The sequence below is a fragment of the Vibrio rotiferianus genome (assembly GCF_002214395.1).
Taxonomy (GTDB): domain Bacteria; phylum Pseudomonadota; class Gammaproteobacteria; order Enterobacterales; family Vibrionaceae; genus Vibrio; species Vibrio rotiferianus.
Genome location: NZ_CP018312.1, coordinates 3,107,373 through 3,132,532 on the forward strand (window position 1 = coordinate 3,107,373; position 25,160 = coordinate 3,132,532).

The window sequence follows — 25,160 nt, forward strand, 5'->3', positions numbered from 1 at the left end:
GTGATTTGCTTAGAATACTGCCATTCTAACCGATTACGAGGACAGGGTGCGAATCAAGTTAGAGTAATCTTCCTTAATATCGTGGCTCTCTTCACGCAGCTGCTCAATCTTGCGACAAGCATGTAGCACCGTGGTGTGGTCACGACCACCGAATGCATCACCAATTTCAGGCAAGCTGTGGTTGGTCAGCTCTTTTGCCAACGCCATCGCCAACTGACGAGGACGCGCAACCGATCGAGAGCGACGTTTAGATAGTAGGTCAGCCACTTTAATCTTGTAGTATTCAGCGACGGTCTTTTGAATGTTATCGATCGTCACCAGCTTCTCTTGCAGAGCAAGTAGATCGCGCAGCGCTTCACGAACAAAATCAATCGTAATTGGACGGCCAGTAAAGTTTGCGTTTGCGATTACGCGGTTCAGTGCACCTTCCAGTTCACGAACGTTAGAGCGTAGACGCTTAGCAATAAAGAACGCTACTTCATCCGCTAAGTGGATTTGGTGGTCTTCGGCCTTCTTCATCAAGATCGCCACACGAGTTTCTAACTCAGGCGGCTCGATCGCGACGGTTAGACCCCAACCAAAACGTGATTTCAGACGATCTTCTACACCGCTGATCTCTTTTGGATAACGGTCAGATGTCAGGATGATCTGTTGGTTGCCTTCTAGCAATGCGTTGAAGGTATGGAAGAATTCTTCTTGTGAACGCTCTTTATTAGCAAAAAATTGAATGTCATCGATAAGTAGCGCATCAACACTGCGGTAGTAGCGTTTGAACTCTTCAATCGCGTTATTTTGCAGTGCTTTTACCATGTCTTGTACAAAACGCTCAGAGTGCATGTACACCACTTTTGCGTTTGGATTGTTATCCACAATCGCATTACCCACAGCGTGCAAAAGGTGGGTTTTACCCAAACCTGTACCACCATATAAGAACAATGGGTTGTAGGCTGCGCCTGGGTTATCTGACACCTGACGTGCAGCGGCCAAACCCAGTTGGTTTGACTTACCTTCAACGAAGTTATTGAACTTGTGTTTTGGGTTCACGTTTGATCGGTGATTGATGTTCGCGATAGCTTGAGCGTCGTCATCCCACGTTTTGTGTACAGGTTTGCGTGCTTGCAGCTGTGCAGGCGCTGAAGATTCAGCAGCCACATCTGCCGGCGTACGTGTCGGTGCCGGTTTTGGAGCTGCTACAGGGCGACTGCCCACTTCGAAACGCAAGCTAGGGACGTCATTACCGCAGTATTCTTGCAGTAGACGATTAATGCTGTTCAGGTACTTGTCGCGAACCCAATCCAAAACAAAGCGGTTTGGCGCGAACAGAGTGAGAGTATTGTCATTGAGCTCCGCTTGTAACGGACGAACCCACATGCTGAATTCTGTAGCTGGTAGCTCTTCTTGAAGCTGCTGCAAACATTGCAACCAAAGCGAAGATGACACGGTGCCCCCACTGAGTATTTGAATTATCGGAAAAGACTGGCAATTTTACCTGTTGATAACCAAGATCGCCAGCGATTGATCGACGATCCAGTGAATAAGATCCAAGTTATTCACAATTATTTCGCTGGACATAGCAAGATCAACACATCTTGCCCCAAGATTGCCCACACAATGATCCACATTTAGGCAAAATCAACCAGATCCAGCAATTGGTGATAAGTCTGTGAATGAATTTTCCTTCACTGTGCTTTTTTCATTGCCAATCCAGTTCATTTCGATCGTTTTTTCATCATTTATCCCAATTTATCGCCTACTATCTATACCAAATACGATCTTATTACTCTCAGGTCTAGGTTATTGCACTTGGTTATTTATTTAATTGAGCTAACTAACAGTAGTATTTCCAACCATAAAAGTATGGAGATGTATTATGAAACACTGGATTAAGGTTGCCGTTGCAGCCATTGCTTTGTCTGCAGCAACCGTTCAAGCAGCAGTCGACACTGCAGCTACGGAAGTAAAAGTCGGCATGTCAGGTCGCTACTTCCCATTCACCTTTGTTAAGCAAGACAAGCTACAAGGTTTTGAAGTGGATATGTGGGATGAGATCGGTAAGCGTAACGACTACAAGATCGAATACGTCACAGCGAACTTCTCTGGTTTATTTGGCCTACTAGAAACCGGCCGTATTGATACCATCTCTAACCAGATCACCATGACGGAAGCACGCAAAGCCAAATACCTTTTCGCAGACCCTTATGTGGTAGACGGTGCACAAATCACGGTACGTAAAGGTAATGACAGCATTCAAGGTGTAGAAGACCTCGCCGGTAAAACTGTTGCGGTAAACCTAGGCTCCAACTTTGAGCAACTGCTGCGCGATTACGATAAAGACGGCAAAATCAATATTAAGACTTACGATACGGGTATTGAGCACGACGTAGCACTTGGCCGCGCTGATGCATTCATCATGGATCGCTTGTCTGCCCTAGAATTGATTAAGAAAACGGGCCTGCCACTAGAGCTTGCGGGTGAACCGTTTGAAACCATTCAAAACGCTTGGCCTTTCGTAGAGAACGAGAAAGGTCGCAAACTACAGGCAGAAGTGAATAAAGCACTTGCAGAGATGCGCGCCGATGGAACAGTAGAGAAGATTTCGGTGAAATGGTTTGGTGCCGACATCACTAAGTAACATTTCTCTTCTTTTAGGACGCTGAGTTTTATCTCGCGTCCTTTTTTAACTTAATGACAAGGTGGAACTTCGTATTCCACCTTTTCTTTTCTCAAGGTAAGTCGTATGGGATTTGATTTTAATTACATGTTGGAACTGCTGCCAATACTGCTCAAGTATCTTGGCACAACCATGGAAATGGCCACATGGGGATTGGTCTTTTCACTGATTTTAGCCATTATTTTAGCTAATATTCGTGTATTTAAGCTGCCTGTTCTCGACCAGTTAAGTCAACTTTACATCAGCTTCTTTCGCGGTACGCCACTTTTAGTTCAGCTGTTCTTATTGTATTACGGCCTACCACAAATCTTCCCGATCATGGTCGGCATCGATGCCTTCTCTGCTGCGGTAATTGGTTTAACATTACACTTTGCCGCTTACATGGCAGAGAGTATTCGTGCTGCCATCATCGGTATCGATCGCAGTCAAATGGAAGCGAGCTTGTCGGTGGGCATGACAACACCACAAGCGATGCGTCGTGTTATCTTGCCACAAGCCACACGAGTCGCGTTGCCTTCATTGATGAATTACTTTATCGATATGATTAAGTCGACTTCCCTCGCCTTCACCTTGGGTGTAGCAGAAATCATGGCCAAAGCGCAGATGGAAGCCTCTTCGAGCTTCCGCTTCTTTGAAGCTTTCCTTGCAGTCGCACTGATTTATTGGGGCGTGGTGGTGATTCTGACTCGAGTTCAAATTTGGGCAGAAGCGAAATTGAATAAGGCGTATGTACGATGATCAAATTAGAAAATATCCACAAGCGCTTTGGTGATACTGAAGTTTTAAAAGGCATTGATCTCAACATCAAACAAGGTGAGATCATCGTTATTATCGGTTCAAGTGGTACGGGTAAATCAACACTGCTGCGTACCGTTAACTTCTTAGAGCAAGCGGATCAGGGACGCATTACCATTGATGACATCTCCGTCGATACGCAAAAGCATACTAAAGCAGAAGTATTAGCATTACGTCGCCGGACAGGATTTGTTTTTCAAAACTATGCCCTATTTGCTCATATGACTGCGCGTCAGAACATTGCAGAAGGCCTGATTACCGTACGTGGCTGGAAGAAAGATGACGCACTAAAACGTGCACAAGAAATTCTCGACGACATTGGTCTTGGCGATAAAGGCGAAAGTTATCCAGCGGCGCTGTCTGGAGGTCAACAGCAGCGTGTGGGTATTGGCCGTGCAATGGCCTTACAGCCGGAACTGTTGCTTTTTGATGAGCCAACGTCTGCACTGGATCCTGAGTGGGTTGGAGAAGTTCTCTCATTAATGAAGAAGTTAGCTAACCAACACCAGACAATGCTAGTGGTAACGCATGAGATGCAATTTGCCAAAGAAGTGGCTGACAGAGTGATCTTTATGGCCGAAGGCAACATTGTTGAACAAGGTTCTCCACAGGATATTTTCGACAATCCACAAGATCCTAGATTGAAAAAATTCCTTAACCAAGTGGGAATAGAGTAAAGATCAAGCATTAGGATCAATCGATCCTTGAGATTTTACTCACACTACGTATAATCGCCCGGCCGGAATTTCATACACATGAGTCATTGACACATTATGTGAGTGTGATTACAATTCCGCCTCTTTGTTGAGAGGCGTCGGTTGTTCTTCTCTATATAAAGAGCTTCTTTATATAAAGAAAGCATATTGCCCACGCCGGGTTTAACAAGAACCTAAAACTACTGATCAGTAAAGGTAATTATCATGAAACGCACTTTTCAACCTACAGTTCTAAAGCGCAAGCGTACTCACGGCTTCCGTGCTCGCATGGCAACTAAGAACGGTCGTAAAGTTATCAACGCACGTCGTGCAAAAGGCCGTGCGCGCCTATCAAAATAATCGCTAGTTTATTTTGAACACGTACGCGTTTAATCGGGAGTTACGCTTGTTAACTCCCGAGCATTATCAAAACGTCTTCCAGCAAGCTCATCGAGCTGGCTCGCCTCATTTCACCATCATTGCTCGCAATAACAAACTTTCTCATCCACGATTAGGTTTAGCTGTTCCGAAAAAGCAAATCAAAACTGCTGTCGGTCGTAACCGTTTTAAGCGTTTGGCTCGTGAAAGCTTTCGTAACAATCAACATCAGCTTCCAAATAAAGATTTTGTTGTGATCGCGAAGAAAAGCGCGCAAGATTTAAGCAATGAGGAATTATTTAAGTTGTTTGATAAGCTATGGCATCGCCTGTCTCGCCCTTCACGTGGATAGCCATTGGGCTCGTTAATCTTTATCGCTGGTTTATCAGCCCTCTGATTGGTCCTCGCTGCCGGTTCACACCAACTTGTTCCACTTACGCACTAGAAGCTTTGAGAGCTCACGGTTTTGTAAAAGGATGTTGGTTATCAGGCAAACGTCTATTAAAATGCCACCCTTTGAATGAAGGGGGGTATGACCCCGTTCCACCAGTCCAAAAACAAGACAGAGATAACTAACGATGGATTCTCAACGTAATATCCTGCTCATCGCTCTGGCACTGGTTTCTTTCTTGCTGTTTCAACAGTGGCAAGTCGCAAAGAATCCAGCACCTCAAGCGGTTGAACAGGCTCAATCAAGCAGTACTCTACCTGCACCATCTTTTGCGGATGAGCTAGACCCAGTTCCTGGTCAACAGCAAGCTTCTGCAAAAACTATCACAGTAACGACTGATGTTTTAACTCTGTCGATCGACACCGTTGGTGGCGATGTGGTACATGCCGACCTGAACAAATACTCTGCTGAACTTGATTCATCAGACCCATTCGTTCTGCTAAAAGACACTAAAGGTCACCAGTTCATCGCACAAAGCGGTCTAGTGGGTCCTCAAGGTATCGACCTTAGCAGCACTAACCGTCCTCACTACAACGTGAGCGCAGATAGCTTCACTCTAGCTGACGGTCAAGATGAACTACGCGTTCCAATGACTTTCACTGCGAATGGCATCGAATACATCAAGACTTACGTATTAAAACGTGGCAGCTACGCGCTGAACGTTGAATACGATGTAGTGAACAACTCTGGTAACAACGCAACATTTGGTATGTACGCTCACTTGCGTCAAAACCTAATGGACGCTGGTGGTAGCATCACAATGCCTACTTACCGTGGCGGCGCTTACTCTACAGAAGACGTTCGTTACAAGAAATACAGCTTCGAAGATATGCAGGATCGTAACCTGTCTATCAACCTAGCGGATGGCCAAGGTTGGGCAGCAATGATCCAACACTACTTCGCAGCAGCTTGGATCCCACGCAACGAACCAGGTACTAACCTGTACACTCGCGTGATTGGTAACCTAGGCGACATCGGCGTGCGTATGCCAAACAAAACTATCGCAACGGGCGACCAAGCGAAGTTTGAAGCAACACTATGGGTTGGTCCTAAGCTACAAAACGAAATGGCAGCAGTGGCACCAAACCTAGATCTAGTAGTGGACTACGGCTGGCTATGGTTCATCGCTAAACCACTTCACTCACTGCTTGCTTTCATCCAAAGCTTCGTGGGTAACTGGGGTGTGGCAATCATCTGTTTGACCTTCATCGTTCGTGGTGCAATGTACCCACTAACGAAAGCGCAATACACGTCTATGGCGAAAATGCGTATGCTACAGCCTAAGCTGCAAGCAATGCGTGAGCGCATCGGTGATGACCGTCAGCGCATGAGCCAAGAGATGATGGAACTGTACAAGAAAGAGAAAGTGAACCCACTAGGTGGCTGTTTACCTCTTATCCTACAGATGCCTATCTTCATCGCGCTATACTGGGCACTAATGGAATCGGTTGAGCTTCGTCACTCACCATTCTTCGGTTGGATTCACGACCTTTCAGCACAGGACCCTTACTACATCCTGCCGCTACTGATGGGTGCGTCAATGTTCCTAATCCAGAAGATGAGCCCAACAACCGTAACAGATCCAATGCAGCAGAAGATCATGACCTTTATGCCGGTTATGTTTACCTTCTTCTTCTTGTTCTTCCCATCAGGCCTAGTTCTATACTGGTTGGTGTCGAACATCGTTACGCTTATCCAGCAAACTTTGATTTACAAAGCGCTGGAGAAAAAAGGCTTACACACTAAGTAACCTTGATAGAAAAGCATAAGAAAGGCGGCCAAAAGGTCGCCTTTTTGTTTTTGGCTGATTACAATTCAGCTAATTAATTGGTTCTGGCTCCCTAGGGGTGTAACCCTATAGCCCAGCTCAAAAGGCAAGATTATGACTACAGATACGATTGTCGCTCAGGCTACCGCACCCGGTCGTGGTGGTGTCGGCATTATTCGTGTTTCTGGCCCTAAGGCCAATCAAGTGGCGCTAGAAGTCACAGGTAAGACGCTAAAGCCTCGCTACGCAGAGTATCTGCCATTCCAAGCGGAAGACGGCACAGTGCTAGACCAAGGCATTGCCCTGTACTTCCCTAACCCACACTCGTTTACAGGCGAAGACGTACTTGAACTGCAAGGCCATGGTGGCCCTGTTGTAATGGATATGCTGATTAAGCGTATCTTGGGTATTGATGGCGTGCGTGCCGCGCGTCCTGGTGAGTTCTCTGAACGCGCCTTCCTAAACGATAAGATGGATCTTACTCAAGCAGAAGCGATTGCCGACCTGATTGATGCCAGCTCAGAAGAAGCGGCCAAATCAGCACTGCAATCACTGCAGGGTCAGTTCTCACAACGTATTCAAACGCTGGTGGAATCGCTGATCCATTTGCGTATTTACGTTGAAGCCGCGATTGACTTCCCTGAAGAAGAGATCGACTTTTTGGCCGATGGGAAAGTATCTGGCGACTTACAAGCCATCATTGATAACCTCGATGCGGTACGCAAAGAAGCGAACCAAGGCGCCATTATGCGCGAAGGCATGAAAGTCGTGATTGCCGGTCGCCCCAATGCAGGCAAATCAAGCCTACTTAACGCCCTATCAGGCAAAGAGTCTGCGATTGTGACCGATATTGCAGGTACCACCCGTGACGTACTACGTGAGCATATCCATATTGATGGAATGCCACTACACATCATCGATACTGCAGGTCTGCGTGACGCTTCAGACGAAGTCGAGAAAATCGGAATCGAGCGCGCATGGGATGAAATCGCCCAAGCTGACCGAGTGCTATTCATGGTGGACGGTACGACAACTGACGCGACGGATCCAAAAGACATCTGGCCAGACTTTGTAGATCGCCTACCTAACAGCATCGGCATGACAGTGATCCGCAACAAAGCGGATCAAACCAGTGAAGAAATGGGGATCTGCCATGTCAACGATCCAACCTTAATTCGCCTCTCTGCAAAAACAGGAGCAGGTGTGGATGCTTTACGCAGTCACCTAAAAGAATGTATGGGCTTCTCAGGTAACACCGAAGGCGGCTTTATGGCTCGTCGTCGTCACTTGGATGCACTAGAACGTGCTGCTCAGCATCTTCAAATCGGTCAAGAGCAACTTGAAGGCTTTATGGCTGGAGAAATCTTGGCAGAAGAGTTACGAATCACTCAGCAGCACTTGAATGAGATTACCGGTGAATTTAGCTCGGATGACCTATTAGGCCGAATCTTCTCCTCATTCTGTATCGGTAAATAACCAAAACGCGCGGTGTTAAGCATAAGTTTAACACCGCGTTTCTTTTTGTACTGACGCTAACAGCAATACTGGCGTCAGTATGGCTCAATAAAGGAAGACACATGATCCACATTATTACAGGCAGTACGCTAGGTGGCGCAGAGTACGTGGGTGATCACCTTAGTGATCTACTGAATGAAAACGGTTTTGAAACCACGATCCACAACCAACCTGAATTGGCATCAATCGAGAACCAAGGCACTTGGTTGCTGATTACTTCAACCCACGGTGCGGGCGAATACCCAGATAACATTCAGCCTTTCATTGCTGCATTACAGAATACGCCACCTAAGATGGCTGATGTGAAGTTTGCGGTGATTGCAATTGGTGACTCAAGCTACGATACCTTCTGCGCAGCAGGCCAGCACGCGTATGACCTACTCGAAGACATCGGTGCTACGCCTATTACAGACTGCTTGAAAATTGATGTGCTTAGCCACGACGTGCCAGAAGATGCTGCAGAAATGTGGCTAAACGAAAACCTGTCTCGATTTTCCGCTTAACTCCCCCCTCTCAGAGTCGAATCACGGCTCTGATTTTCCTCTTTGTGAACAACTCCTAGCAAAACCAATTGTTCAACCGCTCAAAAAACACTCAAACCATCTGTGGATAAGTCAGGGAAGATCCAGTGATTTTCCTTTAGTTATCCAAATAACAACTTGGATCCAATTTTACCCCTGTGTATAACCCACACTTTTGATCCCAGGTAATCCTCGATCAGATCAAATCATGATCACAAGATATGATCCAAAGAAGATCCATGATCTTGTTGATCATTTTCTAGTTATCCACAGAAACCTGCGATCCTAATAATAGATCCAATAAAAGATCATATATATAGATCTTATATATATAATCTTGAAGACTAAAATGTGAAAAGCGAGAAAACGATTCTCTCTCACAGATAAAAAAGGTAAAATACCGCTCTTTTTTATCTGTCCATTTAATCCTTTGAATACCTGAGGTCAGTTCATGCTTTATCACGAAAACTTTGACGTCATTGTTGTCGGTGGCGGACACGCAGGAACGGAAGCCGCGCTCGCATCTGCACGCACAGGACAAAAAACCTTACTCCTTACCCATAACATCGATACATTAGGCCAGATGTCTTGTAATCCGGCGATTGGTGGTATCGGTAAAGGTCACTTAGTAAAAGAAGTGGATGCTATGGGCGGTCTGATGGCTGAGGCCATTGACCATGCAGGTATTCAATTCCGAACACTAAATGCCTCTAAAGGTCCAGCGGTTCGAGCAACACGTGCTCAAGCTGACCGTGCATTGTACAAAGCGTATGTACGTAACGCGCTAGAAAACGCACCAAACCTTACTCTGTTCCAACAATCGGTTGATGATCTGATTGTGGACCAAGATCGTGTGGTTGGCGTTGTGACGCAAATGGGGCTGAAATTCCACGCAAAAGCGGTGGTATTGACAGTTGGCACCTTCCTTGGTGGTAAGATCCACATCGGTATGGAAAGCTCTTCTGGCGGTCGCGCTGGGGATCCACCATCGATCGCATTGGCGGATCGACTACGTGAACTGCCATTTCGTGTCGATCGTCTGAAAACAGGTACACCACCACGTATTGATGCACGTAGTGTGGATTTCTCAGTGTTAGAGGCACAACACGGTGATAATCCAACACCTGTATTCTCATTCATGGGTAAACGTGAGCACCAGCCACGTCAAATTCCATGTTTTATTACACACACCAATGAACAAACTCATGAGGTGATCCGCAACAACCTTGATCGCAGCCCAATGTATGCCGGTGTGATTGAAGGGATTGGCCCACGCTACTGCCCGTCTATCGAAGACAAAGTGATGCGCTTTGCGGACAAGAACAGCCACCAAATCTTCATTGAGCCAGAAGGCCTAACGACGCACGAGCTATACCCGAATGGTATTTCCACTAGCTTGCCATTTGACGTGCAAGTACAAATCGTTCGTTCTATGAAAGGTTTTGAGAACGCACACATTGTTCGTCCTGGTTACGCGATTGAGTACGATTTCTTCGATCCTCGTGATTTGAAGCAAACCTACGAAACTAAATTCATCAGTGGTTTGTTCTTTGCTGGCCAAATTAACGGCACAACTGGTTACGAAGAAGCGGCGGCACAAGGTCTGATGGCTGGTTTGAACGCAAGTTTGCACAGCCAAGGCAAAGAAGGCTGGAGCCCTCGCCGTGATCAAGCGTACATGGGTGTGCTGATTGACGACTTGTCGACCATGGGTACCAAAGAACCGTACCGCATGTTCACGTCTCGTGCCGAATACCGTTTGTTGTTACGTGAAGACAATGCCGATTTACGTCTGACAGAAAAAGCTCGTGAACTTGGTTTGATTGATGATGTGCGTTGGGCACGTTTCAACGAGAAAATCGATAACATGGAAACCGAGCGCCAACGTCTAAAATCGACGTGGATGAACCCGAATTCTGCAGGCATTGATGAGCTGAACAAGCTATTGAAAACACCAATGGCACGTGAAGCAAGCGGTGAAGATCTTCTGCGTCGTCCGGAGATCTCATACTCGCAACTGACGCAACTTGATGCGTTTGCACCGGCACTAGAAGATCAACAAGCGTCTGAGCAGGTAGAAATTCAAGTGAAGTACGATGGTTACATCAAGCGTCAGCAAGAAGAGATCGAAAAGTCACTGCGCCACGAGCACACTAAGTTACCAGCCGATATCGATTACAAAGACGTAAAAGGCCTTTCCAATGAAGTTGTGGCGAAGCTAACGGAAGCAAAACCAGAAAGCATCGGTATTGCATCTCGTATCTCAGGTATTACGCCTGCAGCGATTTCTATTCTGCTAGTGCACCTGAAAAAACATGGCTTGTTGAAAAAAGGTGAGGAAGAGTAATGAGCGCACTACGTACTAGACTGGATGCTCTGATCGCCAAAACCGATTTAGAAGTCTCTGATAAACAACGTGAGCAGTTAGTTGGTTACGTCGAACTGCTCGACAAGTGGAATAAAGCTTACAACCTAACGTCGGTTCGTGATCCTCTTGATATGTTAGTGAAACATATCCTTGATAGCATCATCGTTAGCACTCACTTACCAGGTGAGCGCTTTATTGATGTAGGTACAGGGCCTGGTTTGCCTGGTATTCCATTGGCGATAATGAACCCAGGTAAGACATTTTTCTTACTTGATAGTCTTGGCAAACGCATTCGCTTCATCAAGCAAGTTGTGCATTCGCTGGGACTGAAAAATGTGACGCCAATTCAAAGTCGCGTCGAAGAGTTCCAACCAGAAGAAAAATTTGATGGCGTTTTGAGTCGAGCTTTTGCTTCAATGACGGATATGGTGGAGTGGTGTCATCATCTGCCTAAACAAGATTCTGGGGTGTTTCTTGCGTTGAAAGGACAACACCCTAAAGATGAAATAGATCTGCTTCCTGAATGGTGTTGTGTGACAGAGATCATATCTTTAGCTGTTCCTGAGTTGGAAGGTGATCGTCATCTAGTAATCTTATCGCGCAAGGAAAATTAGCGAGGTAATCGTGGGTAAAATCGTAGCAATCGCCAACCAGAAAGGTGGGGTCGGCAAAACAACAACGTGCATTAACTTAGCAGCTTCGATGGCGGCAACAAAGCGCAAAGTTTTGGTGATCGATCTCGACCCTCAAGGTAATGCTACGATGGCCAGTGGCGTGGATAAGTACATGGTAGACGCAACGGCGTATGATCTTCTGGTTGAAGATACGCCGTTTGATCAAGTTGTGTGTACGCAGACCACTGGAAAATACGATCTGATTGCGGCGAACGGTGACGTGACCGCTGCGGAAATCAAATTGATGGAAGTATTCGCTCGTGAAGTGCGTTTGAAAAATGCCCTTGCGTCAGTTCGCGATAACTATGATTTCATCTTTATTGATTGTCCTCCTTCTCTAAACCTTCTTACAATCAACGCTATGGCCGCAGCAGATTCTGTGCTGGTGCCGATGCAATGTGAATACTTTGCGTTAGAAGGTTTAACTGCTCTTATGGATACAATCAGCAAGTTAGCGGCCGTGGTCAATGAGAACCTCAAAATTGAGGGCTTACTACGTACTATGTACGATCCACGTAACCGCCTGTCTAATGAAGTATCCGATCAACTGAAAAAGCACTTTGGTAGTAAAGTTTACCGTACTGTAATCCCACGTAATGTGCGTTTGGCCGAAGCGCCGAGCCACGGTAAACCAGCCATGTACTACGACAAGTACTCTGCTGGTGCCAAAGCGTATCTTGCTCTAGCAGGCGAAATGCTTCGCCGCGAAGAAGTCCCAGTTTAACACTAACCTAAGGAATTCATCCCATGTCTAAGCGTGGTCTTGGAAAAGGACTGGATGCGTTATTGTCGACCAGTTCGTTAGCGCGTGAGAAACAGCACATTGCATCTCAAAGTCAGGCTCTATCAGCGGATGGAGAACTGGCAGATTTAGCGATAGGCCAGTTACAGCCGGGTGTATACCAACCGCGTAAAGATATGGCTCCTGAGGCGTTAGAGGAGCTGGCAGCTTCGATTCAGTCACAAGGTATCATTCAACCTATCGTGGTGCGTCAAGTGGCGAGCGGTCAGTTCGAGATCATTGCTGGTGAACGTCGTTGGCGTGCGGCCAAGCAAGCCGGACTGAAGCGCGTGCCTTGTTTGGTGAAAAAGGTTGAAGACCGCGCTGCAATTGCGATGGCGTTGATTGAAAACATTCAGCGTGAAGATTTGAATGTGATTGAAGAAGCTCAAGCACTTGAGCGTTTGCAGGATGAGTTTACTCTCACCCATCAGCAAGTAGCCGATGTGATTGGTAAATCAAGAACCACAGTAAGTAACCTATTACGTCTTAATCAGCTAGAAATTGATGTAAAAGGTTTGGTTGCAGACAAAAAATTAGAAATGGGGCATGCTCGTGCGTTGTTGGCTCTAGAAGGCGAGCAACAAGTCGAAGTCGCAGAGCAGGTCGCAAAGAAACAAATGACCGTTCGTCAGACCGAACAGTTAGTAAAAAAGTGCTTAGCGCCACAAAATGAGCAAAAAGCTCAACAAGAAGATACCGAAGCAGAGCAAATGTCGCATAAATTGAGTCGACTGCTTGATGCTAAAGTTTCTTTAGTCCGTTCAGCGAATGGCAAAGCAAAAGTGACGATAAGTATTGATGAGCCTCACAAATTGGAGCAACTAATTGCCAAGCTTGAGGCCTAGATGAGATAATTGATTTAGGTCAATTAATCAAAATAATCGAATTTTGTGTGAAAGTTGTCGGTTTGTAAACAAAACTGTAAGTTTTTGCTGCAATTTAATTGCATTCAGTTGGACTGACCGTATAATTTTCGCCAATTTCCCTGCACAGAGAGTTTAGTGCGAAGTGGATATTACTAGAGGTACGAATACATGGTAGCTGCGTTAGCTAGACCAGGACGAGAGCTCGCAAGGCAATTGTTGATGATCCAGTCTGGCGCGGTTATTTTTGTGGCTGCAGGAATGGCGATAGCCGTGAATCCTGAATGGGGACTTTCAGCGCTGGTTGGTGGGGGCATTTTTGTTGTTGCCAACGCTGTCTTTGCGTTTTGTGCTTTTATGTTTAGTGGAGCTCGCGCTGCCAAGCGTGTCGCGGCCTCTTTCTACACAGGTGAAGTTCTGAAAATTCTCATCACGGTTGTGTTGTTCTACGTAGCCTACATGTATATGCAGGTGGAACTCGTTCCCCTCAAACTAACCTATTTGCTGGTACTAGGTATTAATATCTGTGCACCAGTGCTATTCATTAACAACAAAAAATAGGATGAGTTATGGCTGCGCCAGGTGAAGCGCTAACATCGTCCGGATACATTGCCCACCACTTATCAAACCTATCTTTAGCTAAGTTAGGCTTGGTAGCGGATGAAGCAAGTTTCTGGAACGTACATATCGATAGCCTGTTTTTTTCTTGGTTTACTGGTTTAATTTTCCTAGGAATTTTTTACAAAGTAGCGAAGAAAACAACAGCGGGTGTACCAGGTAAGCTTCAGTGTGCTGTAGAAATGATCGTTGAATTTGTCGCGGAAAACGTCAAAGACACGTTCCATGGACGCAACCCACTGATCGCGCCTTTAGCACTGACTATCTTTTGTTGGGTATTTTTGATGAACGTGATGGACTTAGTCCCGATCGACTTCTTACCATACCCAGCAGAGCATTGGCTAGGTATCCCTTATCTTAAGGTTGTACCGTCTGCTGATGTGAATATCACCATGGCTATGGCTCTAGGCGTTTTTGCATTGATGATTTACTACAGCATCAAAGTGAAAGGTCTAGGTGGATTCGCAAAAGAACTTGCACTACATCCATTCAATCACCCACTGATGATTCCGTTTAACCTATTGATTGAAGTGGTATCGCTACTAGCGAAACCTCTATCACTCGGTATGCGTCTATTCGGTAACATGTTTGCGGGTGAGGTTGTATTCATTCTTTGTGCGGCAATGCTACCATGGTACTTACAATGGATGGGTTCACTACCGTGGGCAATCTTCCATATCTTGGTTATTACGATTCAAGCCTTCGTATTCATGATGTTGACAATTGTTTACCTGTCAATGGCACACGAAGACTCTGATCATTAATTTTTTAAGCTTTTTATTTGGGCACTAAGCCAACAACTATAAATTGGAGATAGTAATGGAAACTTTACTGAGCTTTTCTGCAATCGCCGTAGGTATTATCGTCGGTCTTGCTTCTCTTGGTACAGCGATTGGTTTCGCACTACTAGGTGGTAAATTCCTAGAAGGTGCAGCACGTCAACCAGAAATGGCTCCTATGCTACAAGTTAAGATGTTCATCATCGCAGGTCTACTTGATGCGGTTCCAATGATCGGTATCGTAATCGCGCTACTATTCACATTCGCAAACCCATTCGTTGGTCAACTAGGTTAATCACCTTTAACTCGGGACGAGCTCAGGCTTGTCACTGATTAACACTAAGTCCAAATAGAGGGGTAGCTGTTGTGAACATAAACGCAACTCTGCTAGGTCAAGCAATCTCGTTCGCACTATTTGTGTGGTTCTGCATGAAGTATGTATGGCCACCGTTGATGCAAGCGATTGAAGAACGTCAGAAAAAAATTGCTGATGGTCTTCAAGCAGCGGAACGTGCTGCAAAAGACTTGGATCTAGCACAAGCCAACGCTTCTGATCAGATGAAAGAAGCGAAGCGCACAGCAACTGAGATCATCGACCAAGCGAACAAGCGTAAGTCTCAAATTATTGATGAAGCTCGCGAGGAAGCTCAGGCAGAACGCCAGAAAATCCTAGCGCAAGCGGAAGCAGAACTTGAAGCTGAACGTAATCGTGCACGCGATGAGCTGCGCAAACAAGTTGCTACTCTGGCTGTAGCTGGTGCTGAGAAAATCCTTGAGCGTACTATCGATAAAGACGCTCAGAAAGATATTCTCGACAACATTACTGCAAAACTTTAAGTCTGGGGGCGCATATGTCTGATTTGACTACAATCGCACGCCCCTATGCTAAAGCAGCTTTTGACTTTGCTGTAGACAAAGACCAGTTGGACCAATGGGGCCAAATGTTGTCTTTCGCTACTGAAGTTGCCAAAAACGAACAAATGAATGAACTTTTAACGGGTTCTGTTTCAGCTGATAAAATGGCAGAAATTTTTGTTGCAGTTTGCGGTGAACAAGTTGATGCGCACGGTCAAAACCTGATTAAGGTTATGGCTGAGAATGGTCGTCTGACGGCCCTTCCTGATGTTTGTGAGCAATTCTTCTTATTGAAGAAAGAGCATGAGAAAGAAGTCGATGTTGAAGTGATTTCAGCAAGCGAACTTTCTGATGAGCAGCTAGCAAATATTGGCAGCAAACTTGAAGCGCGTCTTGAACGCAAAGTGAAGCTGAATTGCAGCGTAGATGAGACCCTACTTGGTGGGGTTATTATTCGAGCCGGAGACCTAGTCATCGATGACTCAGCGCGTGGTCGTTTGAACCGCCTGAGCGATGCATTGCAGTCTTAATGGGGATTGGAGCATGCAACTTAATTCCACGGAAATTAGCGATCTAATCAAACAACGTATCGAATCTTTCGAAGTTGTTAGTGAAGCTCGCAACGAGGGTACTATCGTATCGGTAAGCGATGGTATCATCCGCATCCACGGCCTAGCGGACGTGATGCAAGGTGAAATGATTGAATTACCGGGTGGCCGTTATGCACTAGCACTTAACCTTGAGCGTGACTCGGTTGGTGCGGTAGTAATGGGCCCATATGCTGACCTTAAGGAAGGCATGAAAGTTACAGGTACTGGCCGCATTCTTGAAGTGCCAGTTGGTCCAGAACTACTAGGTCGCGTAGTAAACACGCTAGGTGAACCTATCGATGGTAAAGGTCCAATCGAAGCGAAACTGACTTCGCCTGTAGAAGTAATCGCACCAGGTGTAATCGACCGTAAATCGGTAGACCAACCTGTACAAACTGGCTACAAATCAGTTGACTCAATGATCCCTATCGGTCGTGGTCAGCGTGAGCTTGTGATCGGTGACCGTCAGACTGGTAAAACAGCAATGGCGATCGATGCGATTATCAACCAGAAAGACTCTGGTATTTTCTCAATCTACGTAGCAATCGGTCAGAAAGCATCGACTATCGCTAACGTAGTTCGCAAACTAGAAGAGCACGGCGCGCTAGCTAACACTATCGTTGTTGTTGCATCTGCTTCTGAATCTGCAGCGCTACAATACCTAGCGCCATACGCAGGTTGTGCGATGGGTGAATACTTCCGCGATCGCGGTGAAGACGCACTGATTGTTTACGATGATCTATCTAAGCAAGCGGTAGCTTACCGTCAGATCTCTCTACTACTAAAACGTCCACCAGGCCGTGAGGCATTCCCAGGTGACGTATTCTACTTACACTCGCGTCTACTAGAGCGTGCAGCTCGTGTAAACGAAGAGTACGTAGAGCGTTTCACTAACGGTGAAGTGAAAGGTAAGACTGGTTCTTTGACTGCTCTTCCTATCATCGAAACTCAAGCAGGTGACGTTTCAGCATTCGTACCGACTAACGTAATCTCGATTACCGATGGTCAGATCTTCCTACAAACTGAGTTATTCAACGCGGGTGTACGCCCAGCCGTTGACCCAGGTATCTCAGTATCTCGTGTAGGTGGTTCAGCTCAGACGAAAATCATCAAGAAGCTATCTGGCGGTATCCGTACTGCACTAGCTCAGTACCGTGAACTAGCGGCATTCGCACAGTTCTCGTCTGACCTTGATGAAGCGACGAAGAAACAGCTAGACCACGGTCAAAAAGTTACAGAACTAATGAAGCAGAAGCAGTACGCTCCAATGTCTGTATTTGACCAAGCACTAGTAATCTTCGCGGCAGAGCGCGGCTATTTAGCAGATGTTGAACTAAGCAAACTGCTAGATTTCGAAGCGGCTCTACTATCGTACGCTCGCGGTCAATACGCTGAATTCGCAGCTGAGATCGACAAGACGGGTGCATACAACGATGAAGTTGAAGCTCAGTTGAAGAAACTGACTGACGACTTCGTAGCAACCCAAACTTGGTAATTAGGTCGGTGGCAGTTTCTGCCACCAACTAACGGAGAGTAACGATGGCCGGCGCAAAAGAGATACGTAATAAAATCGGTAGTGTTAAAAGCACGCAGAAAATTACGAAAGCGATGGAAATGGTAGCAGCTTCAAAAATGCGTCGTTCTCAAGACGCAATGGAAGCTTCTCGTCCATACGCTGAAACAATGCGTAAAGTGATCGGTCATGTGGCTAACGCAAACCTAGAGTACCGTCATCCGTACCTAGAAGAGCGTGAAGCTAAACGTGTTGGTTACATCATCGTTTCGACAGACCGTGGTCTGTGTGGTGGTTTGAACATTAACGTGTTCAAGAAAGCCGTTACAGACATGCAATCATGGAAGGAGAAAGGTGCTGAAGTTGAACTGGCGGTAATCGGTTCAAAAGCAACAGCTTTCTTTAAAAATGGTGGCGCAAAAGTTGCGGCACAGGTTTCTGGTCTGGGTGATAACCCAAGCCTAGAAGACCTAATCGGTTCTGTTGGCGTAATGCTTAAGAAATACGATGAAGGTGAACTGGACCGTTTATACGTAGTGTTCAACAAGTTTGTGAACACTATGGTTCAGCAACCAACGATCGATCAATTGCTACCTTTGCCTAAATCGGACAGCGAAGAGATGCAGCGTGAGCACTCATGGGACTACATCTATGAGCCTGAGCCAAAACCTCTATTGGACACACTTCTAGTGCGTTACGTAGAGTCTCAGGTATACCAAGGTGTGGTAGAGAACCTTGCTTGTGAGCAAGCGGCTCGAATGATTGCGATGAAGGCTGCAACGGATAACGCAACCAACTTGATTGAAGATCTAGAACTTGTGTACAACAAAGCCCGTCAGGCTGCGATTACACAAGAACTATCGGAAATCGTTGGTGGTGCATCTGCGGTTTAAGCTTAGGTAAAACGAAATAGTTTAGAGGATTAACGATGGCTACAGGTAAGATCGTACAGATCATCGGTGCGGTAGTCGACGTAGAGTTCCCACAGAGCGAAGTACCAAGTGTATATGACGCTCTAAACGTTACAGAATCGAAAGAGCGTCTAGTTCTTGAGGTTCAACAACAGCTAGGCGGTGGCGTAGTTCGTTGTATCGTAATGGGTAGCTCTGATGGTTTACGTCGTGGCGTTGAAGTGGTTAACACTGGCGCTCCAATTTCAGTACCAGTAGGTACTAAAACTCTAGGTCGTATCATGAACGTCCTAGGTGACGCGATTGATGAGCGTGGTGAGATCGGTGCAGAAGAGGTTTACTCTATTCACCGTGAAGCACCAAGCTACGAAGAGCAATCAAACGAAACAGCACTTCTAGAAACTGGTGTTAAGGTAATCGACTTGGTTTGTCCATTCGCTAAGGGTGGTAAAATCGGTCTATTCGGTGGTGCAGGTGTAGGTAAGACCGTTAACATGATGGAACTTATCAACAACATCGCACTTCAACACTCAGGTCTATCAGTATTTGCTGGTGTTGGTGAACGTACTCGTGAAGGTAACGATTTCTACTACGAGATGCAGGAAGCGGGCGTTGTAAACGTTGAGAATCCTGAAGAATCTAAAGTAGCGATGGTTTACGGTCAGATGAACGAGCCACCAGGCAACCGTCTACGTGTTGCACTGACTGGTCTAACAATGGCAGAACGTTTCCGTGACGAAGGTCGTGACGTACTACTGTTCGTTGATAACATCTACCGTTACACGCTTGCAGGTACAGAGGTATCAGCACTGCTAGGTCGTATGCCTTCAGCGGTAGGTTACCAGCCAACTCTTGCAGAAGAGATGGGTGTACTGCAGGAGCGTATCACGTCAACTCGTCAAGGTTCTATCACGTCTGTACAGGCGGTATACGTACCTGCGGATGACTTGACTGACCCGTCTCCAGCAACAACGTTCGCGCACTTGGATGCAACGGTTGTACTTAACCGTAACATCGCAGCAATGGGTCTATACCCAGCGATCGACCCACTAGATTCGACGTCTCGTCAGCTAGACCCACTAGTAGTTGGTCAAGAACACTACGACACAGCTCGTGGCGTTCAGCAGACACTTCAGCGCTACAAAGAGCTGAAAGACATCATTGCGATTCTAGGTATGGACGAGCTATCTGAAGAAGATAAGCAAGTTGTATCTCGTGCACGTAAGATTGAGCGTTTCCTAACTCAGCCTTACCACGTAGCGGAAGTATTTACAGGTGACCCAGGCGTTTACGTACCTCTTAAAGAGACATTACGTGGCTTTAAAGGTCTACTAGCTGGTGAATACGATGACATTCCAGAGCAAGCGTTCATGTACTGCGGTACGATTGACGATGCTATCGAGAATGCGAAGAAGCTATAAGGCTAACTAGGAGGCGATATGGCACCAATAACCTTTCACCTAGACGTAGTAAGCGCTGAGAAACGTATTTTCTCGGGTCGCGTAGAAACGTTTCAGGTGACCGGTAGCGAAGGTGAGCTGGGTATTTTCCACGGCCACACTCCGCTGCTGTCCGCTATTAAGCCTGGTATGGTGCGTATTGTGAAACAGCACGGCCACGAAGAGTTCATTTATGTCTCTGGTGGTATGGTCGAAGTTCAGCCGGGTACTGCTACAGTACTGGCTGATACAGCGATTCGTGGTGAAGATCTAGACGCAGCGAAGGCAGAAGAAGCCAAGCGCCGCGCTGAGGAGCAAATCCAGAATCAGCATGGTGACATGGACTTCGCACAAGCGGCCAGTGAACTGGCTAAAGCCATTGCTCAGCTTCGAGTTATCGAGCTGACCAAAAAGCGTCGCTAAGCTCAATTAGCAACGTTGCATGTAAAAGGCGGCCATTAGGTCGCCTTTTTGCTTATTTTTTAAGGGAAATTTACCTTCCTACGTTAACTATTGCTTCTTAACTGACTACAATAGTCGACAGTTTTATTTCAGTTTAAAGGTAATTCGATGAAGTTTAGCGCGGTAATTCTTGCTGCGGGTAAAGGTACACGCATGTACTCCAACATGCCGAAAGTACTGCATACCCTTGCTGGCAAACCGATGGCGAAGCATGTGATTGATACATGTGCGACTTTAGGTGCACAAAACATTCACTTAGTTTACGGACATGGTGGTGACCAAATGCAGGCAGTGCTAGCTGATGAACCTGTAAATTGGATCTTGCAAGCAGAGCAGTTAGGGACCGGGCACGCTGTTGATCAAGCTTCGCCACACTTCGAAGATGATGAAAAGATCTTGGTTTTGTATGGTGATGTACCTCTGATTTCAGCGGAAACGATCGAAAACCTATTAGAAGCTCAGCCAAATGGCGGCATTGCACTTTTGACTGTTATGCTAGATAACCCGATGGGGTACGGTCGTATTATTCGACGTAACGGTCCTGTTATTGCGATTGTTGAGCAAAAAGATGCGACAGAAGAGCAGAAGCTCATCAAAGAATGTAACACTGGTGTGCTGGTGGCGACAGGTGGTGACCTGAAACGCTGGCTTGCTGGTCTAAATAATGAAAACGCTCAAGGTGAATACTATCTAACGGATGTTATCGCGGCTGCACATAGTGAAGGCCGAGCGGTAGAGGCTGTGCATCCGGTTAACTCTATTGAGGTTGAGGGTGTCAACGATCGTGCTCAATTGGCTCGTCTAGAGCGCGCATTCCAATCAATGCAAGCTCAGAAACTGCTAGAGCAGGGCGTGATGCTGCGTGATCCTTCCCGCTTTGATCTGCGCGGTGAGCTGCAATGTGGTATGGATTGTGAAATCGATGCCAATGTGATCATCGAAGGTAAAGTATCACTGGGTGATAACGTCGTGATAGGCGCTGGTTGTGTACTGAAAGACTGTGAAATCGACGATAACACGGTTGTCCGCCCTTACAGTGTGATTGAAGGTGCAACTGTTGGTGAAGAATGTACGGTTGGTCCATTCACGCGCCTACGCCCTGGCGCTGAAATGCGTAACGACTCTCACGTGGGTAACTTCGTAGAAGTGAAAAATGCGCGTATCGGTGAAGGCTCTAAAGCGAACCATCTGACTTACTTAGGTGATGCTGAGATCGGTCAACGTACTAACATCGGTGCAGGTACCATCACTTGTAACTACGATGGAGCGAACAAGTTTAAGACCATCATTGGTAACGACGTCTTCGTTGGCTCAGACAGCCAGCTTGTAGCGCCAGTGACGATTGCTGATGGTGCAACGATCGGTGCCGGCACGACATTGACTAAAGACGTTGCAGAAGGTGAGCTTGTGATTACTCGCGCGAAAGAGCGCAAAATCACCGGTTGGCAACGCCCGGTAAAACAAAAGTAAGCCTCAGCTGCTTTCTTTAACCGAAATAAACCAAAGCCGCTCATCTGAGCGGCTTTGTTGTATCTAGTGTTGTGAAAGAGAGAGCTTAGTGACTCGGGATCGCTATGCGTTTCTCTAACCAACGCACCGCTTGAGAGACCAAAAGAATCAGCAGCAGATACTCCAAAACGAGAAAGGTATAAATCTCTAACGGTAAGTACTCATTCACCACCAACTCATTGGCTCGTCTTGTTAGATCACTTAAACCAATCACGCTGACTAGTGAGCTCATCTTGAGAATATAGACAAATTGATTGCCCAGTGGCGGTAAGATTTGGCGAAATGCTTGGGGAAGAATCACCAATCGCATTTTTTGCCAGTAGTTTAGCCCAAGCGACTCTGCTGCTTCATGTTGTCCGCGGCTTATGGCTTGGATTCCTCCTCTAAACACTTCCGCCATAAAGGCACTTTCTGCAATGGTTAATGCGATCACACCTGCCCAAAAATGATTCAGGGATACATCAAGCAGCGTTGGCATGCCGTAGTATACCCAGAGTAGCAATACTAAGACTGGTATCGAGCGGATTATCTCGACATAGATTCTGTTTAGCCACTTAAGTGCAGGTGAATCAGATAAGGCTGGAAGGGCGACCAATAGCCCTAGACTCATCGCAAACAGCATGCTGAGTAGAGACACTTGGATCGTGTCATTAAAGCCTGCTATTAGAAACTTGATGTTGGTTAATCCCTGCTCCGTAGAAGGGTCAAGTATGTACCACCCCCATTGATAGTCAGAGCAACCTGTCAGTAATAGAGGGAAAAAGAGCCACAGCGTTCGATTATTCAACCTTCATTTCCTAACTTGACTAAAAAATGCCACTTGTTACTGCTATGTTATCAAGGTTGTGTTTGTAAATCTTGAATCAAAATAAGTATATAAGGAAATACAATGAAAAAGCTTATGTTTGCTGTTGTTCTTTGGTTATCGGTGATTACTCAATTTGCTCATGCTGAGAGCCGACTGCATGAAATACTGGATAGTGGCGTGTTACGAGTAGGGACGACTGGCGATTGGAACCCGATGACGATGAAAGACCCCGCTACCAATAGTTATCGTGGTTTTGATATTGACGTTACCACTGAGTTGGCCAAAGAGCTCGGTGTTAAGGTGGAATACATCGCGACGGATTGGAAAACGCTAGTTAATGGCATTACTGCCAATAAATATGATGTTACTGGTAGCGCTTCATTGAATATGTCGCGTGCCAAAGTAGCAGGTTACAGCCAACCATACTTCTATCTTGCGTTTGTACCCGTGGTACAAAAGAAAGATTTAGCTAAGTTCTCTGATTGGGCGGATTTTGATAAACCTGAAGTGAAGGTCGCTGCTACGCTTGGTACCGTGCAAGAGAAGATGGTCAAAGACTTTTTTCCATCCGCGCAGCACATTGTCATTGAAGCGCCAGCACGTGATTTCCAAGAGTTATTGGCTCGCCGAGCTGATGTTTCTGTGACATCTAATGTAGAGGCGGCAACGCTGGTGGAGAAATTCAAACAGTTGGCGATTGTCCCTGTGAAGGAGCCTCGCAAGCCAACACCTATTGCGATGTTGTTGCCTCAAGACGACCAAGTCTGGATTAACTATATTAACCACTGGGTTGAGTTGAAGAAAACCCAAGGCTTCTTTAAACGACTGGCTGAAAAATGGGGCTTACAGAGTATGTAAGTACTCTCTTTTGTATGCACATATAAAAACAAAGAGCCGCATAACGCGGCCCTTTGTTTGCTGTTCTACTGAGATTGGCAGAACTAAAGTTCGTCTTCACTCACCACGCGAGCATTATCTGGCGTCGTGAAGTGCTTGGATAATTCACGGTTAGACAGGATGTACCCCATCCACAGACCACCCATACAGATGATGATAGCGACGCCCGTTACCATCTGAGCTTGGCTTGCCATCGCTGCTACTAGTGCGCTTGATAGGCTGCTCACGGTAATTTGTAAGCTGTTTTGCAAACCCGCTGCGGTAGCAGGGCTTTGCTTCGCACTTGCCAATGCACGGTTGACTACGATTGGGTACAGCGCACCATTCGCTACCGCAATCAGACAGAAAGGCGCTAGGATTGGCCAGATTGACGTCAATTGCCATTGCGAAGCAATGAAAATTAGTAGTGCAGCAACGCTAAATAGACCAATTAACTGACGCAGAACTTTTTCGTCACCGAACTTGCGTACACCTACTTTACCTAAGTAACCACCCGCCATAAATGCGATCGTCTGAGGGATAAAGCTCAAACCAATGTCTTTAGCTTCGTAGCCCAGTTGTGCCATGATTTCAGGCATACCTGTTAGGTAAGCAAAGAACGCTGCAGAAGCAGTTGCAAACATAAATACGTTACCTAGGTATGTTTTAGAACCCAGTAATGCTTTGATATCTGAAGACATACTGGTTTGTTTGGCTTCTACTTTTTCATTTTTTTGCGCCATAGTCGCAACGACCAACAGCACACCCATAAGCGTTAGTGCAACGAAAATACTGTGCCAACCAAAGCTGTCAGCCAGTAGTACACCTAGCTGAGGAGCGAGCGCTGGAGACAGTGCCACCAGCGGCATGATAGTGGCAAAAATCTGTTGGCTCTGGCTTGAGTGACGTTTGATTACCATCGCTTGCCAGATTACAGCAGGAGCACAGACACCGATTGCTTGTACGAAACGCAGTGCCAATAACTGCCATACTTGTTCACTGAACGCTAAACCAAACGAGGCGATAGTGAATATCACTAGACCTGCCGCCAGCGTATTGCGGTGGCCGAATTTGTCTGAAGCTAAGCCCCACATCAACTGACCAAAAGCCATACCAACAAGAAATACAGTTAAAGAAAGTGCGATTTGTTCTGGACCAGTGGCAAAGTCTATTTCCATTGCTTTGAACGCTGGTAAGTACATATCCGTGGCAATAAAGCCAAGCATAGATAGGGCTGCTAGATAAACAAGCTGTAGTTTTGAGATTTTCATGATTCAACCAATCAAATTATTTAATCACTTTTTAGTCAATATCCGT

The 25,160-nt window shown here is 46.2% G+C and carries 27 protein-coding genes; 24 read left to right on the plus strand and 3 right to left on the minus strand.

The features are described 5' to 3' along the window. Positions 1–33: 33 nt before the first annotated feature. Complete coding sequence (dnaA, locus tag BSZ04_RS23600) at positions 34–1,440, minus strand: chromosomal replication initiator protein DnaA (RefSeq protein ID WP_010444790.1); 1,407 nt, start codon at positions 1,438–1,440, stop codon at positions 34–36. 430 nt (positions 1,441–1,870) lie between these two features. On the opposite strand from dnaA, the gene BSZ04_RS23610 reads away from it, so the two are divergent. The 23 genes from BSZ04_RS23610 (at position 1,871) to glmU (ending at position 22,120) form a co-directional block, all read left to right on the plus strand. Further along, positions 1,871–2,632, plus strand: a complete 762-nt coding sequence (locus BSZ04_RS23610; RefSeq protein ID WP_088881515.1) for an amino acid ABC transporter substrate-binding protein — start codon at positions 1,871–1,873, stop codon at positions 2,630–2,632. A 105-nt stretch (positions 2,633–2,737) separates the two neighbouring features. After that, on the plus strand, positions 2,738–3,409 hold the full coding sequence (locus BSZ04_RS23615; protein ID WP_010444786.1) for an amino acid ABC transporter permease: 672 nt from the start codon (positions 2,738–2,740) through the stop codon (positions 3,407–3,409). Then, positions 3,406–4,143 carry an amino acid ABC transporter ATP-binding protein gene (locus tag BSZ04_RS23620; RefSeq protein ID WP_010444784.1) on the plus strand — a complete coding sequence of 246 codons (738 nt, stop codon included), beginning with the start codon at positions 3,406–3,408 and terminating at the stop codon, positions 4,141–4,143. The genes BSZ04_RS23615 and BSZ04_RS23620 overlap by 4 nt, the downstream gene beginning before the upstream one ends. 243 nt (positions 4,144–4,386) lie before the next feature. Beyond that, positions 4,387–4,521, plus strand: a complete 135-nt coding sequence (gene rpmH / locus BSZ04_RS23625; RefSeq protein WP_005378825.1) for a 50S ribosomal protein L34 — start codon at positions 4,387–4,389, stop codon at positions 4,519–4,521. A 46-nt stretch (positions 4,522–4,567) separates the two neighbouring features. Next, complete coding sequence (gene rnpA, locus BSZ04_RS23630; protein WP_009699098.1) at positions 4,568–4,891, plus strand: ribonuclease P protein component; 324 nt, start codon at positions 4,568–4,570, stop codon at positions 4,889–4,891. Then, positions 4,858–5,115 carry a membrane protein insertion efficiency factor YidD gene (yidD, locus tag BSZ04_RS23635; RefSeq protein ID WP_005451046.1) on the plus strand — a complete coding sequence of 86 codons (258 nt, stop codon included), beginning with the start codon at positions 4,858–4,860 and terminating at the stop codon, positions 5,113–5,115. Before rnpA ends, yidD begins: the two co-directional genes overlap by 34 nt. A gap of 2 nt (positions 5,116–5,117) precedes the next feature. Then, the gene (yidC, locus tag BSZ04_RS23640) at positions 5,118–6,740 is read left to right on the plus strand and encodes a membrane protein insertase YidC (RefSeq protein ID WP_088881516.1); all 1,623 of its coding nucleotides are present in this window, start codon (positions 5,118–5,120) and stop codon (positions 6,738–6,740) included. Positions 6,741–6,872: 132 nt separating this feature from the next. Beyond that, entirely contained in the window at positions 6,873–8,234 is a 1,362-nt protein-coding gene (gene mnmE / locus BSZ04_RS23645) for a tRNA uridine-5-carboxymethylaminomethyl(34) synthesis GTPase MnmE (protein WP_038885239.1), read from the plus strand. 101 nt (positions 8,235–8,335) lie between these two features. Next, positions 8,336–8,776 (plus strand): FMN-binding protein MioC, encoded by a 441-nt coding sequence (gene mioC, locus BSZ04_RS23650; RefSeq protein ID WP_010444763.1) that lies wholly within the window; start codon positions 8,336–8,338, stop codon positions 8,774–8,776. Positions 8,777–9,245: 469 nt separating this feature from the next. Next, entirely contained in the window at positions 9,246–11,141 is a 1,896-nt protein-coding gene (mnmG, locus tag BSZ04_RS23655) for a tRNA uridine-5-carboxymethylaminomethyl(34) synthesis enzyme MnmG (RefSeq protein WP_088881517.1), read from the plus strand. Beyond that, the gene (gene rsmG, locus BSZ04_RS23660) at positions 11,141–11,776 is read left to right on the plus strand and encodes a 16S rRNA (guanine(527)-N(7))-methyltransferase RsmG (protein WP_010444760.1); all 636 of its coding nucleotides are present in this window, start codon (positions 11,141–11,143) and stop codon (positions 11,774–11,776) included. The genes mnmG and rsmG overlap by 1 nt, the downstream gene beginning before the upstream one ends. Positions 11,777–11,786: 10 nt before the next feature. Then, positions 11,787–12,560 (plus strand): ParA family protein, encoded by a 774-nt coding sequence (locus tag BSZ04_RS23665; protein ID WP_010444758.1) that lies wholly within the window; start codon positions 11,787–11,789, stop codon positions 12,558–12,560. Between the two features lie 23 nt (positions 12,561–12,583). Beyond that, complete coding sequence (locus BSZ04_RS23670) at positions 12,584–13,465, plus strand: ParB/RepB/Spo0J family partition protein (RefSeq protein ID WP_010444756.1); 882 nt, start codon at positions 12,584–12,586, stop codon at positions 13,463–13,465. A gap of 189 nt (positions 13,466–13,654) precedes the next feature. After that, on the plus strand, positions 13,655–14,044 hold the full coding sequence (locus tag BSZ04_RS23675; protein WP_010444753.1) for a F0F1 ATP synthase subunit I: 390 nt from the start codon (positions 13,655–13,657) through the stop codon (positions 14,042–14,044). An 8-nt stretch (positions 14,045–14,052) separates the two neighbouring features. Beyond that, entirely contained in the window at positions 14,053–14,865 is an 813-nt protein-coding gene (gene atpB / locus BSZ04_RS23680) for a F0F1 ATP synthase subunit A (RefSeq protein WP_010444751.1), read from the plus strand. Between the two features lie 55 nt (positions 14,866–14,920). Continuing rightward, complete coding sequence (gene atpE / locus BSZ04_RS23685; RefSeq protein WP_002540812.1) at positions 14,921–15,175, plus strand: F0F1 ATP synthase subunit C; 255 nt, start codon at positions 14,921–14,923, stop codon at positions 15,173–15,175. A 71-nt stretch (positions 15,176–15,246) separates the two neighbouring features. Next, positions 15,247–15,717 carry a F0F1 ATP synthase subunit B gene (gene atpF, locus BSZ04_RS23690; RefSeq protein WP_005451032.1) on the plus strand — a complete coding sequence of 157 codons (471 nt, stop codon included), beginning with the start codon at positions 15,247–15,249 and terminating at the stop codon, positions 15,715–15,717. Between the two features lie 14 nt (positions 15,718–15,731). Next, positions 15,732–16,265, plus strand: coding sequence for a F0F1 ATP synthase subunit delta (atpH, locus tag BSZ04_RS23695; protein ID WP_010444722.1), 534 nt, complete (start codon positions 15,732–15,734; stop codon positions 16,263–16,265). Between the two features lie 13 nt (positions 16,266–16,278). Then, entirely contained in the window at positions 16,279–17,820 is a 1,542-nt protein-coding gene (gene atpA / locus BSZ04_RS23700) for a F0F1 ATP synthase subunit alpha (RefSeq protein ID WP_005451027.1), read from the plus strand. A gap of 44 nt (positions 17,821–17,864) precedes the next feature. Then, positions 17,865–18,731, plus strand: coding sequence for a F0F1 ATP synthase subunit gamma (gene atpG, locus BSZ04_RS23705; RefSeq protein WP_010444718.1), 867 nt, complete (start codon positions 17,865–17,867; stop codon positions 18,729–18,731). A 35-nt stretch (positions 18,732–18,766) separates the two neighbouring features. Beyond that, complete coding sequence (gene atpD / locus BSZ04_RS23710; protein WP_010444716.1) at positions 18,767–20,170, plus strand: F0F1 ATP synthase subunit beta; 1,404 nt, start codon at positions 18,767–18,769, stop codon at positions 20,168–20,170. An 18-nt stretch (positions 20,171–20,188) separates the two neighbouring features. Next, positions 20,189–20,611 carry a F0F1 ATP synthase subunit epsilon gene (locus BSZ04_RS23715; protein ID WP_005429758.1) on the plus strand — a complete coding sequence of 141 codons (423 nt, stop codon included), beginning with the start codon at positions 20,189–20,191 and terminating at the stop codon, positions 20,609–20,611. Between the two features lie 147 nt (positions 20,612–20,758). Further along, positions 20,759–22,120, plus strand: a complete 1,362-nt coding sequence (gene glmU, locus BSZ04_RS23720) for a bifunctional UDP-N-acetylglucosamine diphosphorylase/glucosamine-1-phosphate N-acetyltransferase GlmU (protein WP_010444711.1) — start codon at positions 20,759–20,761, stop codon at positions 22,118–22,120. An 85-nt stretch (positions 22,121–22,205) separates the two neighbouring features. Here glmU and BSZ04_RS23725 read toward each other — a convergent pair whose 3' ends face one another. Continuing rightward, entirely contained in the window at positions 22,206–22,946 is a 741-nt protein-coding gene (locus BSZ04_RS23725; protein ID WP_045386089.1) for an amino acid ABC transporter permease, read from the minus strand. Positions 22,947–23,048: 102 nt separating this feature from the next. Here BSZ04_RS23725 and BSZ04_RS23730 point away from each other — a divergent pair, with 102 nt between their 5' ends. Further along, positions 23,049–23,825: a transporter substrate-binding domain-containing protein gene (locus tag BSZ04_RS23730; RefSeq protein WP_088881518.1), complete on the plus strand. Its 777-nt coding sequence runs from the start codon at positions 23,049–23,051 to the stop codon at positions 23,823–23,825. 83 nt (positions 23,826–23,908) lie between these two features. Here BSZ04_RS23730 and punC read toward each other — a convergent pair whose 3' ends face one another. After that, positions 23,909–25,114: a purine nucleoside transporter PunC gene (gene punC / locus BSZ04_RS23735; RefSeq protein ID WP_010444706.1), complete on the minus strand. Its 1,206-nt coding sequence runs from the start codon at positions 25,112–25,114 to the stop codon at positions 23,909–23,911. Positions 25,115–25,160: the final 46 nt, after the last annotated feature.

Coding starts and splice junctions, on each gene's coding strand:
- rsmG (WP_010444760.1), top strand. CDS start 11,141: ATGAGCGCACTACGTACTAGACTGGATGCTCTGATCGCCAAAACCGAT.
- glmU (WP_010444711.1), top strand. CDS start 20,759: ATGAAGTTTAGCGCGGTAATTCTTGCTGCGGGTAAAGGTACACGCATG.
- BSZ04_RS23610 (WP_088881515.1), top strand. CDS start 1,871: ATGAAACACTGGATTAAGGTTGCCGTTGCAGCCATTGCTTTGTCTGCA.
- yidC (WP_088881516.1), top strand. CDS start 5,118: ATGGATTCTCAACGTAATATCCTGCTCATCGCTCTGGCACTGGTTTCT.
- mnmE (WP_038885239.1), top strand. CDS start 6,873: ATGACTACAGATACGATTGTCGCTCAGGCTACCGCACCCGGTCGTGGT.
- BSZ04_RS23670 (WP_010444756.1), top strand. CDS start 12,584: ATGTCTAAGCGTGGTCTTGGAAAAGGACTGGATGCGTTATTGTCGACC.
- BSZ04_RS23675 (WP_010444753.1), top strand. CDS start 13,655: ATGGTAGCTGCGTTAGCTAGACCAGGACGAGAGCTCGCAAGGCAATTG.
- atpH (WP_010444722.1), top strand. CDS start 15,732: ATGTCTGATTTGACTACAATCGCACGCCCCTATGCTAAAGCAGCTTTT.
- atpD (WP_010444716.1), top strand. CDS start 18,767: ATGGCTACAGGTAAGATCGTACAGATCATCGGTGCGGTAGTCGACGTA.
- atpE (WP_002540812.1), top strand. CDS start 14,921: ATGGAAACTTTACTGAGCTTTTCTGCAATCGCCGTAGGTATTATCGTC.
- yidD (WP_005451046.1), top strand. CDS start 4,858: ATGGCATCGCCTGTCTCGCCCTTCACGTGGATAGCCATTGGGCTCGTT.
- BSZ04_RS23620 (WP_010444784.1), top strand. CDS start 3,406: ATGATCAAATTAGAAAATATCCACAAGCGCTTTGGTGATACTGAAGTT.
- rpmH (WP_005378825.1), top strand. CDS start 4,387: ATGAAACGCACTTTTCAACCTACAGTTCTAAAGCGCAAGCGTACTCAC.
- BSZ04_RS23615 (WP_010444786.1), top strand. CDS start 2,738: ATGGGATTTGATTTTAATTACATGTTGGAACTGCTGCCAATACTGCTC.
- atpG (WP_010444718.1), top strand. CDS start 17,865: ATGGCCGGCGCAAAAGAGATACGTAATAAAATCGGTAGTGTTAAAAGC.
- atpB (WP_010444751.1), top strand. CDS start 14,053: ATGGCTGCGCCAGGTGAAGCGCTAACATCGTCCGGATACATTGCCCAC.
- BSZ04_RS23715 (WP_005429758.1), top strand. CDS start 20,189: ATGGCACCAATAACCTTTCACCTAGACGTAGTAAGCGCTGAGAAACGT.
- mioC (WP_010444763.1), top strand. CDS start 8,336: ATGATCCACATTATTACAGGCAGTACGCTAGGTGGCGCAGAGTACGTG.
- punC (WP_010444706.1), bottom strand. CDS start 25,114: ATGAAAATCTCAAAACTACAGCTTGTTTATCTAGCAGCCCTATCTATG.
- BSZ04_RS23730 (WP_088881518.1), top strand. CDS start 23,049: ATGAAAAAGCTTATGTTTGCTGTTGTTCTTTGGTTATCGGTGATTACT.
- atpA (WP_005451027.1), top strand. CDS start 16,279: ATGCAACTTAATTCCACGGAAATTAGCGATCTAATCAAACAACGTATC.
- mnmG (WP_088881517.1), top strand. CDS start 9,246: ATGCTTTATCACGAAAACTTTGACGTCATTGTTGTCGGTGGCGGACAC.